General features: G+C 38.6%; 15 protein-coding genes. 7 read left to right on the top strand and 8 right to left on the bottom strand.

The window, feature by feature from the left end:
* Positions 1-4: 4 nt before the first annotated feature.
* The 6 genes from gatB (at position 5) to ACXIUD_RS02590 (ending at position 7,184) form a co-directional block, all read left to right on the top strand.
* The gene (gene gatB / locus ACXIUD_RS02615) at positions 5-1,465 is read left to right on the top strand and encodes an Asp-tRNA(Asn)/Glu-tRNA(Gln) amidotransferase subunit GatB (protein WP_458051055.1); all 1,461 of its coding nucleotides are present in this window, start codon (positions 5-7) and stop codon (positions 1,463-1,465) included.
* Between the two features lie 3 nt (positions 1,466-1,468).
* Positions 1,469-2,584 (top strand): peroxiredoxin family protein, encoded by a 1,116-nt coding sequence (locus ACXIUD_RS02610; protein ID WP_458051054.1) that lies wholly within the window; start codon positions 1,469-1,471, stop codon positions 2,582-2,584.
* A gap of 238 nt (positions 2,585-2,822) precedes the next feature.
* Positions 2,823-3,299 (top strand): nucleoid-structuring protein H-NS, encoded by a 477-nt coding sequence (locus ACXIUD_RS02605; protein ID WP_458051053.1) that lies wholly within the window; start codon positions 2,823-2,825, stop codon positions 3,297-3,299.
* A gap of 27 nt (positions 3,300-3,326) precedes the next feature.
* Positions 3,327-3,905 carry a hypothetical protein gene (locus tag ACXIUD_RS02600; RefSeq protein ID WP_189578362.1) on the top strand — a complete coding sequence of 193 codons (579 nt, stop codon included), beginning with the start codon at positions 3,327-3,329 and terminating at the stop codon, positions 3,903-3,905.
* On the top strand, positions 3,902-4,741 hold the full coding sequence (locus tag ACXIUD_RS02595; protein ID WP_458051052.1) for a hypothetical protein: 840 nt from the start codon (positions 3,902-3,904) through the stop codon (positions 4,739-4,741). Before ACXIUD_RS02600 ends, ACXIUD_RS02595 begins: the two co-directional genes overlap by 4 nt.
* Entirely contained in the window at positions 4,728-7,184 is a 2,457-nt protein-coding gene (locus tag ACXIUD_RS02590) for a leucine-rich repeat domain-containing protein (RefSeq protein WP_458051051.1), read from the top strand. The genes ACXIUD_RS02595 and ACXIUD_RS02590 overlap by 14 nt, the downstream gene beginning before the upstream one ends.
* Positions 7,185-7,208: 24 nt before the next feature.
* On the opposite strand, the gene ACXIUD_RS02585 is transcribed toward ACXIUD_RS02590, so the two are convergent.
* From ACXIUD_RS02585 to ACXIUD_RS02565, 5 genes are all read right to left on the bottom strand, one after another.
* The gene (locus ACXIUD_RS02585; protein ID WP_458051050.1) at positions 7,209-8,231 is read right to left on the bottom strand and encodes a hypothetical protein; all 1,023 of its coding nucleotides are present in this window, start codon (positions 8,229-8,231) and stop codon (positions 7,209-7,211) included.
* A 36-nt stretch (positions 8,232-8,267) separates the two neighbouring features.
* Positions 8,268-8,567 (bottom strand): DUF3817 domain-containing protein, encoded by a 300-nt coding sequence (locus tag ACXIUD_RS02580; protein WP_458051049.1) that lies wholly within the window; start codon positions 8,565-8,567, stop codon positions 8,268-8,270.
* Between the two features lie 3 nt (positions 8,568-8,570).
* The gene (locus ACXIUD_RS02575; RefSeq protein ID WP_458051048.1) at positions 8,571-9,125 is read right to left on the bottom strand and encodes a hypothetical protein; all 555 of its coding nucleotides are present in this window, start codon (positions 9,123-9,125) and stop codon (positions 8,571-8,573) included.
* An 81-nt stretch (positions 9,126-9,206) separates the two neighbouring features.
* On the bottom strand, positions 9,207-9,734 hold the full coding sequence (locus tag ACXIUD_RS02570; protein WP_458051047.1) for an acyl-CoA thioesterase: 528 nt from the start codon (positions 9,732-9,734) through the stop codon (positions 9,207-9,209).
* A gap of 80 nt (positions 9,735-9,814) precedes the next feature.
* The gene (locus ACXIUD_RS02565; protein WP_458051046.1) at positions 9,815-10,471 is read right to left on the bottom strand and encodes a protein-L-isoaspartate(D-aspartate) O-methyltransferase; all 657 of its coding nucleotides are present in this window, start codon (positions 10,469-10,471) and stop codon (positions 9,815-9,817) included.
* Positions 10,472-10,596: 125 nt separating this feature from the next.
* Between ACXIUD_RS02565 and ACXIUD_RS02560 the strand changes: the two genes are divergently transcribed.
* On the top strand, positions 10,597-11,190 hold the full coding sequence (locus ACXIUD_RS02560) for a riboflavin synthase (RefSeq protein WP_458051045.1): 594 nt from the start codon (positions 10,597-10,599) through the stop codon (positions 11,188-11,190).
* Between the two features lie 97 nt (positions 11,191-11,287).
* Here the strand turns inward: ACXIUD_RS02560 and ACXIUD_RS02555 are convergent, their stop codons facing one another.
* From ACXIUD_RS02555 to ACXIUD_RS02545, 3 genes are read right to left on the bottom strand one after another with little or no spacing between them, the layout of a single operon-like run.
* A complete protein-coding gene (locus ACXIUD_RS02555; RefSeq protein WP_458051044.1) occupies positions 11,288-11,869 on the bottom strand; it encodes a phosphatase PAP2 family protein in 582 nt (193 codons plus the stop codon).
* 3 nt (positions 11,870-11,872) lie between these two features.
* Positions 11,873-12,775, bottom strand: a complete 903-nt coding sequence (hemF, locus tag ACXIUD_RS02550) for an oxygen-dependent coproporphyrinogen oxidase (RefSeq protein WP_458051043.1) — start codon at positions 12,773-12,775, stop codon at positions 11,873-11,875.
* Positions 12,776-12,786: 11 nt separating this feature from the next.
* Complete coding sequence (locus ACXIUD_RS02545) at positions 12,787-13,413, bottom strand: phosphoribosylanthranilate isomerase (protein ID WP_458051042.1); 627 nt, start codon at positions 13,411-13,413, stop codon at positions 12,787-12,789.
* Positions 13,414-13,418 lie beyond the last annotated feature (5 nt).

Below are 13,418 nucleotides of genomic sequence, written 5' to 3'. Positions count from 1 at the left end.
AAGAATGATTTCACAAGAAATTAAAGATAAATACACCTTGGTAGTAGGCTTGGAAGTTCACGCACAATTACTAACCAAAAGTAAAATGTACGCATCTGACAGTACTGAATTCGGGAATTTACCTAATACCCAGATTTCTCCTATCACGTTGGGGCATCCTGGCACTTTACCAAAGGTGAATATGAGAGCGGTAGAATTTGCGATTAAAATGGGCTTAGCCTGTAATTCGGAAATCACCCAATACAATATTTTTTCCCGTAAAAACTACTTCTATCCAGATCTTCCAAAGGGGTATCAAATTACCCAAGACAAAGGCCCTATCTGCGTTGGCGGATTTGTTCCAGTAATATTGTCCAATGGGGAAGAAAAGAATATTCGTCTGAATAGGATTCACATGGAAGAAGATGCCGGTAAGTCTATGCACTTAGCAGAAGAGGTAGATACCTTGGTAGATTTCAACCGTGCAGGAGTACCTTTGATAGAGATTGTATCGGAGCCGGATATCAGAAGTTCCGAAGAAGCTTATAATTATTTAGTGGAGATCAAGAGATTAGTTAAGTACTTGGATATTTGTGATGGTAACATGGAAGAGGGTTCATTGCGATGCGATGCCAATATTTCTGTGATGCTTAAAGGCGCAACGGAGTATGGGAAAAAGGTGGAAGTGAAAAACATGAACTCTTTCCGTAATGTGGCTAGGGCTATTGAGCATGAATTTGAGCGTCAAATTCAGCAGGTAGAGGCAGGGGAGACCATCATCTCTGAAACCAGAACCTTTGATGCAACCACAGGTACCACAGCAAGTATGCGTACCAAGGAGGACTTGAATGATTACCGCTATTTCCCAGAGCCTGATTTAAGTCCAGTAATCATCTCCGAAGAGTGGTTAAACTCTGTAAAAGTAGCCATGCCTTCTTTGCCACGAGAGCTATTTAGAAAGTTTACGCAGGAATTTGGCCTACCGGATTATGATGCAGGCGTTTTGACCGATTCCAAAGAGATTGCGCTTTATTTTGAGGAGTTGTGTGGCTTGACTGGTAATTACAAAGCTGCTTCCAATTGGATGATGGGTCCTGTCAAATCCTATCTGAATGAATTGACCTTACATATTGAGCAATTTCCAATCAAGCCAGCAGTCCTTGCAAGCTTGATTCAGATTATCGATGAGGGCAAGGTGAATTTTTCGGTTGCTTCTCAAAAGATTTATCCTGTATTATTGACAAATCCTGAGAAATCCCCATTAGAGATAGCACAGGAATTGAATTTAATCCAAGAATCCAATGAAGGTTCTTTAAAACCTATTGTGGAAAGTGTTTTGGCGGAAAATGAAGCCAAGGTAGCTGAATATAAATCTGGTAAGAAAGGGTTGATGGGCATGTTTATGGGGCAGGTGATGAAAAAGTCACAAGGCAAAGCAGATCCAAAAGTGGCTACTAAAATTTTGATGGAATTACTAGACAATTGATATATGAAACAGCTAAGTAAAATATTCTTTGCGCTGCTCTATTTGTCTGTTATAGCTTGTGGATCTGGAAGTGACCGTGAGTTTGATGGAGAAGTGGTAATCAAAGCAGCCTTGAAAAATGCCGATGCCGGTCAGGTAAAGATTTCTAAGTTTGTAGATGATAGTGCTGAATTGATTACTGCCTTGGAAGTAGGCAGTGATGGGAAGTTTACTTATACTCTAACCTTAACTGAACCAGGTTTTTATGAGGTGGATTTGATGGGCCGTAAATCTGTACGATTGGCTTTATATGACCAAGATGTAAAAATTATCTTTGACTTTAATGATGAGAATTCTCTGGAATTTGAAGGTTCTGAAGATTCCAAGCATATGTTAGCTATTGAGCGATTGACAGAAGACTATCAAGATCAGATTAATCAATTGAATAATGCTTACATGGAGGCTATGAATAACCGCGATACCGATAGAATCAAAGAGATCCAGGATATTGCGATGTCTATGGAAACAAATCATGGTCAAAAGGTAAAAGAATTGATTGCGTCCATGGATAATAGTTTTGCAGCCATGGCGGCTTTGGGTATGATCAATATCAGAAATGAATTCTTGTTTGTAGATGAATTGATCCAATCACTGGATAAAAAATATCCAAATACCAAAATGATTCAGACCGTTTTGGCTCAATTGGATGATATGCGAGCTTTAGCCATTGGTCAGATGGCCCCTGAAATCGAACTTCCAAATCCAGATGGAGAGATAGTGAAGTTGTCTGATTTAAGAGGGAAGTATGTATTGATTGATTTTTGGGCGGCATGGTGCAGGCCTTGTAGAGAAGAGAATCCAAATGTTGTCCGCATGTACAATGAATATAATGCCAAAGGATTTGAAGTATTTGGAGTGTCTTTAGATAGGACCAAAGATGCATGGGTGAAGGCAATTGAAGACGATAAACTGACTTGGACACATGTTTCTGATTTAAAATACTTTAATTCTGTAGCTGCAGCCACTTATCAAATCAATGCCATCCCGGCTACTTACTTGATTGGTCCTGATGGAACCATCGTAGCTAAAGACCTGAGAGGAGCTAGTTTAGAAAATAAATTAAAGGAAATATTTGGCTAAATTTTATGATCGGATAGAAGAAAGCTGCTCTTATTTTGGGCAGCTTTTTTTATGAAAAAAAATATTCTTATTTAGCTGAGAAACCGCTTGTAAAAAATCCAGAAAATTTCATTTAGATTTGCACGTTAATATCAAAACCTCATGGTATAATAAACTTTAAAAGGTCTTAAAAATAAGTTTGTGTAACTTGTGTGGTCTGATATTTGATAAGAAAAATAAAATTAATCCAAACCTACTAATGAAAAAAAGAACCATTCTGTCACCCGTGAGCAAGATTGCATTTCTTGCTTTGTTCGTGTTGCTCTCCATGGGAGCTTGTAAGAGTAAAAAGAAGGTAGTCGCTCCTGAGCCTGCGCCTGTTACTGAGCAAGCACCTCCTCCACCGGCACCAGCGCCAGCGCCAGCCCAGCCATCTGCTGAAGAAGTTGCCGTAGGTAAGTTGGAAAACTATTTTAGCAGCATCGCCAATGCATCCAATGTAGATGCTGCCAACAGAACAATCAATGAGGCTTTGAACATGTTTACCAACAAAGAAACTCCTGTGTTGATTGTAATCCATGAGGAAAGCGGTATCAAAGATTACGATGAGCCAACGACCATCGAAAAGTACCTTCACTACTTGAAGGACACTAAGAAGAATCTAAACTTCGTAAGTGATATCCGTTTGGATAACTCCGGTAGAGTTTCTGAGCTTGAACTACGTCGTAGAAAATAATCTCCACCAAAGAAAAACTATTAAACAATGAAAAAATACATCTCACTATTTTTGTTGGTATTTCTAGCTGCGGCATCTGTTTCTGTAGCTCAGTCTGACAACATCAGCCCTGCAAGAAAGCAGGCAATCGATTCACTTGCCCTTGAAAAGGTAAAAGATTTAAGTAAATACATCAGTATTATCGGTAGCAAAGAAACGCAATTTTCTGAAGCCAACCGTGTAATGGATAGAGCTGAAGAGCTCTTCGCTCCAGGTGCTGAAATGGGTGTTTCTTCTATCAATAGAAAAGAAATCGCTTACTATAAAGTAAGAAGATACTTTGAGCGTTTGATGGCTTTGAACTATGACCGAGTGAATATCACATGGTATGATATCCAATATATCTCTGATTTGGAAAGACAGCCTGATGGAAGATTTGTTGGCGTTATTACAATCTACCAAAGATTCGAAGGTACTTCTATTGAAAGTGGTATGAACTACAGAGATACTACGAAGAAAGATATCACCATCTATGTGGAGAAAAAACAAACTCAGATTGCAGGTAGAACTATTGAGTTCTGGGATGTAATGTTGGGTGATATTCGAGTGACTGAAACCTCCGCATGAGAAAATTAGTAATAGTAATCTTAGTAATACTATCATCTATTGAATTGGTATCAGGACAAGGCTTCGGCAGTCCTGGTACCATCAAGGATGATGGGAGGTTTGCAGCCTCCACCAAACAAGTCAATCAATTTTTTAGAAGGTTCAATGCTGAAGAGAGCGTAGATGGCAATCAACGGTATTATCCAGATGATGAGTTATACCGAAATAGAGAATTGAGAGGAAAATTCATTTCCATTCTTTTCGATAATGAAACTTCTGGTATCTCTTCAGACCTGAAAACAAGCTTTATGAGAGAGGTGCTGTCGGAAACACTTCCTCAGTATATCAATTTTCACCGTGAAGGATGGTTTTCAGAGGTGGAAGCAACATTTAACTACCGTGGTAAAATTGAAAAAGCCACCTTGTTTTTAAAATTACAACCAGAAGGGTTGGGGTATGAATGGGTCATTGATAAAGTTGTCTTTGCTCCATTTAAAGATATTTTCAAAAAGCCTGAAGGAAGCAATAAAAGTTTTCTTCATCCTTTGAGTCATGAATTAGGTTTTATGAACCTAAGAAAGGCTTTTCAGGATACGAACTTACCAGAGTCATTCACATCCACCGATTTTCAACCGGATTATCTGACCCTGTTTTTATACGAAATGAAAAGAGGTAACTTGAAATTTGATAATATTCGAGATGTCAAGTTTCATTTCTTTCAAATTAATAATTGGTACTTTGAGTTAAATCAATTCAATAGACCAGGGTTTAATACGGGGTGGTTGATTAGTAATCTGGTGAAATTAAATCCAGGTGATAAAGAGTCAATCTTACGCTACATCTATGACCAAAAATAAATTTCACATAGCGTGTCTATTAAGCTTTCTTCTCATTTCCCAACTTTCATTTGCCCAGGAAATCAAGGGCTATACGAAGCAAGAAATTAAGGAGTTAAGCAGCCAAGTGGAGGATCAAATCCGCTTCTTGGAGTACTTTTTGAATACGGTAGGTAGTCAGGATACACCTGCACGTGATAAGGATGTTATTATCCGTGAAAGTTACACGAAGATTTTCAGAGACGGCAAAGTTCAGGTAGAAGACGACTTATTGGGAGATCGTAAGGTCATTACCAATAAGGATATTACTGCCTATTTAAAGGATATTGAGTTTTTCTTTAAGGATGCTAATTTCAAGTTTAAAATCAGAGAGATAAAGCCATTTTTAAGAGATAATGAGGAGTTGTCTTTCTTGGTTTCTATGGATAGAACACTCTCTGCCACAGGGCTAAACAAAGAGAAAATCAGCAATACGAAGCCGCGCTTTTTAGAGATAAACGTGGATAAAAAATCAAATGAGCTGAAAATTGCTAGTATCTATACAACCAAGCTAAGCAGAGATCAGGAGTTACAAACATGGTGGTCTAATCTTTCCTACACTTGGGAGAATTACTTCAGGAAAAAAGTAGGGCTTGATGATGCAGATTCAGTAACTATTGAGCATTTGTACAAAATTTCAGCCATCGATTCAATCAATCTATCCGGGAATACTTTCGTAGTAGATTTAGAGCCAATTGAGGCCTTAAGAGATTTAAAGTATATTGATATCAGTTCTACACAAATCAAAGAATTGAATCCAATTAGCAATGTTACTTTCCTGACTTATCTCAATATTGCCAATACACCTACGCAAGACATTCAATTTATTAAGTATTCAGATAGATTGGCTTATCTCAATATATCCAATACCCAAATTTCAGATATCAGTGAATTGGGAAATTTGAAGCAATTACACACCCTCAAAGCGGTCAATACACCAATTATCAGTTTTGAAGTATTAAATTCTTTCGAAGCCTTAAGGGTTCTGAATGTGCGTGAAAGCGGTTTCAATAACATGGAAAATATTGCTGAACTTTCCAATTTGACTCATTTGGATATCAGTAAAAACTTTGTAATAAACTTTGATTTATTGGAAAATCTCACAAGCTTGATTGAATTAAATGTTTCAGAGACCAATATCTCTAGTCTTCAGCCATTGACAGCTATGAAAAGCTTGAGTATGGTCAACTTTAATCAAACAGAGGTTGCAGAATTGACTCCGCTTCAAAATAAAGCCAGTCTTAGAAGAGTATATGCTGATCTCACTCGGGTGTCCGAGGAAAGTGCTGATGATTTTGCAAGACAAAATAGGAGAGTGCTACTAGTTCATCATGTTGAAAACTTGCAGACTTGGTACGATGGTTTATCTGTTGCTTGGAGAGAAGTGCTTGCGCTCAATAACCCAAGCTTACAAAAACCTAACCCAAGTATAGAAGATTTGACTGCTACTGTAGGAATTGATAGTCTTCAATTAGCCGGAAGTGCGATTACTAATCTTGCACCGGTATTGAAGTTTAGGAAACTAAATTATTTGGATTTTAGCAATACGGCAGTAGCGGATATCACGCCACTTTCAGAAATGCGTATGCTTCAGGCTGTAATCGGTAAAGAGACTAGTGTACGTTCTTTGCGTCCATTAGCAAATCTGAATGGATTAAAGCGTATAGATTTTGCTAGAGCTCCTATTCAAGAAATTAATTCTCTCAATGGTATGATGCAGTTGGAGTATCTGAATATAGATGGAGCTGAGTTTGATAGAGATCAGGTTTCTGAGTTTTTAGCCAAAAATGAATCCATTACCATTATTTATCGAACGGAGTGGCTGGAAGCTTGGTGGGATTATTTGGATAGTGATTGGAAAAGTGTCATTCAAAAATACTTTGTAGACAATTCCTTCAGGCCTGATTCTGAACAATTACATCAATGGACGTCCACTCCTGAATTTTCCATAGAAAAGGTATCTATTGAGAATTTGGAACCATTGTTGGCTTTCAATAACCTTCGAAAAGTTGCTATTTTCGACGTATTTCTTAAAGATATTGAGGCAGTAGGCAAATTAAATTTGGTAGAGGAATTGAAGATTTCACAAGCACCCATCAATGATCTGTCAGTATTAGGGTCTTTGATAGGTTTAAAGAGCTTGGATCTTTCAAATACTGGAGTTCAAGAGCTTAGGCCTTTGGCAACCTTACAGAATTTGACCTATTTGGATCTATCAGGAACGAATATAAAAGTGTTACGTGGCTTAGAGACGCTTCAACAATTAGAAGAGTTAAATATAGCGAGTACCAATGTGCGTTCCTTGAGACCAATCTTTGGCTTGCGAAACCTCAAACGTTTATCAGCATTTAATACCCGAATGAATAAGCGAGCTGTGGATGCTTTCTTAAAAGTTAATCCAGAGTGTCAAGTGAAGTTTTATTAAAACTACTGGTCCAAGTTCTACACTTTATCGGTGTAGTACTTGGGCCAAACTTTCCCGAACGATTTGTCCCATATTTTTACAGTTCAAAAAATTAGGATTTCCGTAATGTTTAGCTAATTCCTTTTTAAGATTTTCTATGTTTTTAGGTATAGAAACCACATCATTTTCCATAGTACTTAACACATCCTCAATTTCCTGAGTGGCACTTTTAAGTCGAGTAGCAATGAGTGCTCGTTCTTCCCGTTGATATTGACGCATAGATTCAGGCGTGATATGTTTGATGCCCAATTGGATCAAGGCATTGTTTTCCTTAAAATATTGTGGCAGATAAATGGATTTCTTTCCTTCATAAGACTGCTGATCAAAATCAATTGCCCGTATTCTGTAGTGGGTTTCCTCAAAATCAGGTGTCACATCAATCACGAAATTGGAGGAATGCATATCCCCGAGAAGCCGAACAAAACAACGCTCATTGAATTTGACGAATTCTTTAGCCAACCGGATGGGGTTAAGATTTGGATCATTGATATGTTGACGCATGAATTGCTCTCCAGGAATACCTGCAATATGTTCCTCAATCAAAGTGTTTTGATGAACTAAATAGCTAATGCGGTTAGGGGATAGAAGGTGCTCTAATTCTAAGCCGTATACACGTGATGCATCAGCATTTTTGATGTAGAAATAGTCAAAGTTATCATTGATACGGTTGACAATTCTAACCCGAAAAGGTTGAGTATTACCGTATACGCATAGATCTATTCGGTCAATATAGAGGTGGTCCATGACACTCATATCACCTTCGGCCTTAAGAATCGCATAGATTTTTTTTACACTGTAGTGAATTTCCTCTCGGTCGGATTCGGCAAAAAAGACGGTTTCCCAAAGGGTATCATTTCCCTTGAAATCATACAAAGGAATGGAACCATTGTAGCGAAGCAAATCACCATAATGGATAGGAAAATTCACCTCTCTTCCATATTTTACCAAAAATGCTCTCAATCCAGGGCTAATTGGGTAAATGAGTTTCTTTTTACTGATTAGTGCCATGGATTCCGGTCATTTAAATGGTATTGTATAAAATTTTCAGGGATTATTCAGAATGTATTTATCAAACACAAAGGGTCCGAAGGGTAGGATAGAAGCTACCAAAGCCAGAAAGGTCTTTTTGAAATCCCAACTTGCTTTGTAAGCAGTAGGGAAGACCACATAAATATAGATCACAAATAAAACCCCATGGGCCCAGCCTACATAGGTAACTGCCAAAGGGTAGTCAAATACATATTTTAAGGGCATGGCTATGAATAGGAGGATCAAGAAGGACAAGCCTTCGATAATGCTGATCCATCTGAATCGATTAAGCCATACTGTTGCTGAATTGCTCATAGGTTATTTTTGAATTCCAAAAAGGATTTGTAATTGGTTCCACAAGGATTTTTTAAGAGCCACAGTAGTAGCGATAGCATGCAGATCATCCGCAAATAGAAACTCAATACTGTCCTCTGCGTGAATTTTGTATAATTCTTCTCTGTAATGCATAATATCATGGGCAACTTTGCCAAAAAGGATGATTTTCGAAGGATTGAGCTGCTGAATAGATTCCATACTTGTTCCTTCTAAAGCGTTACTTTTAATCAAAGCGATATCTTTAAGACTGCATCCAACAGCTCCAAGGATTTTAAATAAGAGCTCTTGCAACTCTGCCTTTATTTCTGCTTCATCTACGATTACCATTACACCCTTTTCAAAATTCCCATCATAGCTAAGAGCGGGAATACTTTCTATCGCCTCTATGGCTTCCTCTAGAGAAGCATCAGCTTTCTCTTTCGTGTCTTGAGATATAGAATTTGATACTTGTGGGACGGGTTTGAAATCATCACCGGGAATTACATATACTTCTTCGGTGATAAATAAACTTAAGTGATGTAAACTCAAATTTTCCATGGGCCTAAATTCCGTAAAAAAAGGGGGCTTTCCAAAGAAGCAAAAAGAAAACCCGACTCAAAAAGCCGGGTTAGAAATAATTTACTTAGGTTCGTTCAAATCGAAAATTGCTTTTAATTCAGAAGCATCATTTGGGTCCATTTTTTTGGAGAGAATCAAGCGAAGCTGTCTTCTCCGCAAGGCACCTTCGAATAATTCTATTTCTTCCGGAGTAGAAGGCTCTACCTCAGGTACTTCAATTGGCCGTCCATTTTGGTCTACCGCTACGAAGGTAAAAAATGCACGGTGAGTAGTGATTTTCTTGTTAGCAGGAATATCCTCGGCAAATACTTCGATGTACACCTCCATAGAAGAGTTGAATGCTCTGGTAACAAAGGCTTTTAACGTTACTACATTACCCAAAGCTATCGGATGCTTGAAGGAAATGCTATCGGCTGAAGCAGTTACTACGATTCTATTGGAATGTTTTTGAGCGGCAATTGCTGCTACAATGTCCATCCAATGCATCAATTTTCCACCCATGAGGTTGTTTAAGGTGTTGGTGTCATTAGGGAGAACCATCTCCGTCATAATGACTTGAGATAAGGAAGCTGCTTTTTTCTTTGCCATAAAAGTAATTTTTTTTCAAATATACAAAATTTTAACTCAATGAAAGTGTTTTTGGTTTTCAAAAACCATATAAAATTTTGTCAAACCCATCCTTCTTTCCCCAATAAAGGGACAAATGCAAAATTATTGAACTCCTCTTTGATGATTTTGGTAGCACTCTGTTTGGTCAATTTGAGCATTTTTTGGGTTTTTCGGTCACCTACCGGGATGACTAAAATTCCACCTATTTTCAATTGATTCAATAAAGAGTTTGGTACTATAGGTGCACCAGCAGTAACAATTATTTTATCAAATGGGGCTTGTTGTGGGATTCCTTGACTGCCATCTCCAAAATAGAACTTTAAAGGAATACCCAGTTTGCCTAAAAATTTTTTGGTACGCTCAAATAGCTTTGCTTGGTATTCGATAGAGTGTACCTCCGCTCCCAATAAATGTAAAATGCTTCCTTGATATCCCGAACCTGTACCAATTTCCAAAATTTTATCTCCCGGCTTTACATTCAATAGCTCTGTTTGAAAAGCAACTGTGTAGGGCTGAGAGATGGTCTGACCTTCTCCGATTGGGAATGCTTTATCTTCATAGGCATGTGAGGCGAGGGCCGAATCGAAAAAAAAATGCCGTGGGAGCGTATCGATGGCTTGCAGGACAGCTTCCGATTGTATGCCTTTCTCTCGCAGTAGTTTGACTAGAGCTTTTCGTTGACCTTTGTGCTTGTAGGTATCTTCCAGTTTAATCATTGGGTGGATTAATTCTTCAAAACATGATTCGACTTTGCGAAGTTAAAGGAATTATTCACTTATTTTGAAGAGAAAATCATCCAAAGACGGCTCTCTTTTGAAATCCAAAAGCTTACATTCTACAAATGTTTACAGGAATCATTGAAACACTCGGAACAGTCAAAGCAAAAACGGTTGAAGGCACCAATATTCATTTTGACATCAGTTCACCAATAACACATGAATTAAAAATTGATCAATCAGTTGCCCATAACGGGGTTTGCTTAACAGTTGTGGCTATAGCAGGGGAAACCTATCGTGTAACAGCGATCGATGAAACCTTACAAAAAACTAATTTGAAATCTTGGGAGGCTGGTAAAAAAGTCAATATTGAACGCTGTATGCCTGCGAATGGACGTTTTGATGGGCACATTGTACAAGGGCATGTGGATCAGATAGGGAAGGTGGTCAATATTGAAGAAAGAGATGGCTCTTGGTTATTTGATTTTTCATTTGACCCTTCGACTGGGAATGTAACTGTTGAAAAAGGCTCCATTACTATCAATGGTACCAGTCTAACCTGCTTCAATTCAAAAAATGGCGGATTCACCGTAGCTATTATTCCTTATACGTATGAGTTTACCAATTTCCATCAGTTGCAGGTTGGAGATGAGGTGAATCTGGAATTTGATATTGTCGGGAAGTATATCCAACGAATAATCAGAGGGTATCAGCAATAAGAGTGAAGTATTTGGTTCATATCCAGGAAAGAGCCTGTCAGGATTTTAGTTAATCAAGGAAATTAGATCCCCATGAAAACCCTGACAGGATTAATGTTTATGGAAGTGTTGGTTTACTTGTAGATGTCCAAAGATAAATTTGATGACTGATCAAGTAAGCAAGGTAACCGCAGCAAGCACCCACGATACCACCTACCAGGATATCTCCTGGGTAATGAACGCCTAGATACACTCGGGTATAGGAGAAGAACACCGCCCAAGCAAATAACCATTTAACAGCAGGGTATTTTTTACCAATCAGCTGCCACATCAATGTCGCGATAGCAAAGCTGTTGGCCGCATGGGAAGAAGCAAATCCAAATTTCCCTCCGCAGGTTCTGTATGTATGCAAAACTTCTGCTAAATCAGGATTTTGGCATGGCCTCAATCTTCCGAAAAACGGCTTCATGAAAGAAGAGGTAAACTGGTCAGCAAACAAAACTGCCAAGAAAATACCAATCAAGGTCCACCAACCCTGTATCCCATGTGTCTTCCAAATCAAATACAATAAAAACGCATACATGGGGACCCAAGGCCAAGTTTGGGTAGCCGTGTACATGATTGGATCCATGAAAGGATGATGCAGTCCATTGAAGAAAAGCAAAACAGATTCATCCAGTGATTTGATTGATTCGAGCATTGCCTAGTAACTTATCCAGTCAATATCTTTTTTCAAATGTTCTAAGGTGAAGGATTCCTTACTTCCAACTTCAGGTTGATGCATGTATTCCCAATTAGCCGCAGGAGGCATACTCATGAGGATACTTTCTGTGCGTCCATTGGTGTCTAGTCCAAACTTAGTACCTGCATCCCAAACCAAATTAAATTCTACATAGCGGCCTCTGCGAAGGGATTGCCACTTTTGCTCTTGTGCTCCATAAGGCAGTTGTGAATTTTTAGCCATATAATGTCTGTAAATTTTAGGGAATAAATACCCCACAGACTTAACAAATTCAAAGATCTGCTTCATCTCATCCTCATCCTCACTTACCAATCTATCAAAAAAGATTCCACCTATTCCACGGGTTTCCTGACGATGTTTGATGTAAAAATAGTCATCTGCCCACTTTTTAAATTTTGGATAATAGGAAGTGTTGAAACTATCGCAGGTATCCTTTACTTGTTGGTGAAAGAATTTAGCATCTTCCACATCAATGTAATGGGGGGTTAAATCTATCCCACCACCAAACCAACGAACCCCTGAGCTCATCTCAAAATATCGGATATTCATGTGGATGATGGGTACCATTGGGCTTTCAGGGTGTATGACAATAGATACACCGGTAGCAAAGAAATCCGCCTGCTCCAACTGTAATTTCTGCAAAATTTTATCGGGAGTAGGGCCTTCCACAGCAGAAAAAGCAACACCTCCTTTTGCAATGATTTTTCCATTGTCAAATATTCGGGTCCTGCCTCCCCCTCCTTCGGGCCTTGTCCATTGATCTTCCTTAAATTTTCCCTGACCATCACCCAATTCCAACTCTTGGCAGATATGGTCTTGTATCTGCATAAAGTCTTGGGCAATTGCTTGCTTGTCCAATCTCATCTTTGGTTTGATTAATCTTCCACTTCCAATAATTCCAAAATTTCCGCCAACTCATCAAAGTCTTTCAAACCGGGGCTAATTTCTTTTCCACCTTTCAGTGAAATTCCATACACGCCAGTTTGAGCTAAAGTGGTTTCCAGTGTGCTAGCATCTAATCCGAAACCCAGCAACACTTGGGTTTGCTCTGAAAGTTTTGCAATTAGGGAAATCATTTCATCAGACAGGGTTTCTAAAGTAGAATCAAGTAGTATCGTCACCTGATTTTCTTTGAATCCAATTGCTTTAGAAATCAATGCACGGATGTCCTCCTCAGATTGTATACTTGCTCTAAAAATCAGGGCTTTCCCTGTATTTAGTAACATCGGTATATGTACTTCTTCGGAAATTTCGACGGCATCTATTCCCTCGTATGCTTGGAGGGTTTGAAGGATATTTTCAGGATGGGAATGATCAAATTCAGCTACATAAGAAACACCAGAAAGCCAATCGGTGATTTCTTTGTATTTTTCAGGAGAAAGATAGTTTGCATTATTCTCTTCCAAGCTAAAACCCATCCAATTGACATACATGCCTGCGCAGTAACGGGCATCGGTTAGATTGTTGACTTGAGAGATTTTCACAAAGGTTTTCAGTGCCATTTTTC

The organism is Mongoliitalea sp. (genome assembly GCF_054166905.1).
This window is presented reverse-complemented; position numbering and strand designations above follow the sequence as displayed.

Coding starts and splice junctions, on each gene's coding strand:
- gatB (WP_458051055.1), top strand. CDS start 5: ATGATTTCACAAGAAATTAAAGATAAATACACCTTGGTAGTAGGCTTG.
- ACXIUD_RS02585 (WP_458051050.1), bottom strand. CDS start 8,231: ATGGCACTAATCAGTAAAAAGAAACTCATTTACCCAATTAGCCCTGGA.
- ACXIUD_RS02580 (WP_458051049.1), bottom strand. CDS start 8,567: ATGAGCAATTCAGCAACAGTATGGCTTAATCGATTCAGATGGATCAGC.
- ACXIUD_RS02545 (WP_458051042.1), bottom strand. CDS start 13,413: ATGGCACTGAAAACCTTTGTGAAAATCTCTCAAGTCAACAATCTAACC.
- ACXIUD_RS02555 (WP_458051044.1), bottom strand. CDS start 11,869: ATGCTCGAATCAATCAAATCACTGGATGAATCTGTTTTGCTTTTCTTC.
- ACXIUD_RS02570 (WP_458051047.1), bottom strand. CDS start 9,734: ATGGCAAAGAAAAAAGCAGCTTCCTTATCTCAAGTCATTATGACGGAG.
- ACXIUD_RS02605 (WP_458051053.1), top strand. CDS start 2,823: ATGAAAAAAAGAACCATTCTGTCACCCGTGAGCAAGATTGCATTTCTT.
- ACXIUD_RS02560 (WP_458051045.1), top strand. CDS start 10,597: ATGTTTACAGGAATCATTGAAACACTCGGAACAGTCAAAGCAAAAACG.
- ACXIUD_RS02590 (WP_458051051.1), top strand. CDS start 4,728: ATGACCAAAAATAAATTTCACATAGCGTGTCTATTAAGCTTTCTTCTC.
- hemF (WP_458051043.1), bottom strand. CDS start 12,775: ATGAGATTGGACAAGCAAGCAATTGCCCAAGACTTTATGCAGATACAA.
- ACXIUD_RS02600 (WP_189578362.1), top strand. CDS start 3,327: ATGAAAAAATACATCTCACTATTTTTGTTGGTATTTCTAGCTGCGGCA.
- ACXIUD_RS02595 (WP_458051052.1), top strand. CDS start 3,902: ATGAGAAAATTAGTAATAGTAATCTTAGTAATACTATCATCTATTGAA.
- ACXIUD_RS02565 (WP_458051046.1), bottom strand. CDS start 10,471: ATGATTAAACTGGAAGATACCTACAAGCACAAAGGTCAACGAAAAGCT.
- ACXIUD_RS02610 (WP_458051054.1), top strand. CDS start 1,469: ATGAAACAGCTAAGTAAAATATTCTTTGCGCTGCTCTATTTGTCTGTT.
- ACXIUD_RS02575 (WP_458051048.1), bottom strand. CDS start 9,125: ATGGAAAATTTGAGTTTACATCACTTAAGTTTATTTATCACCGAAGAA.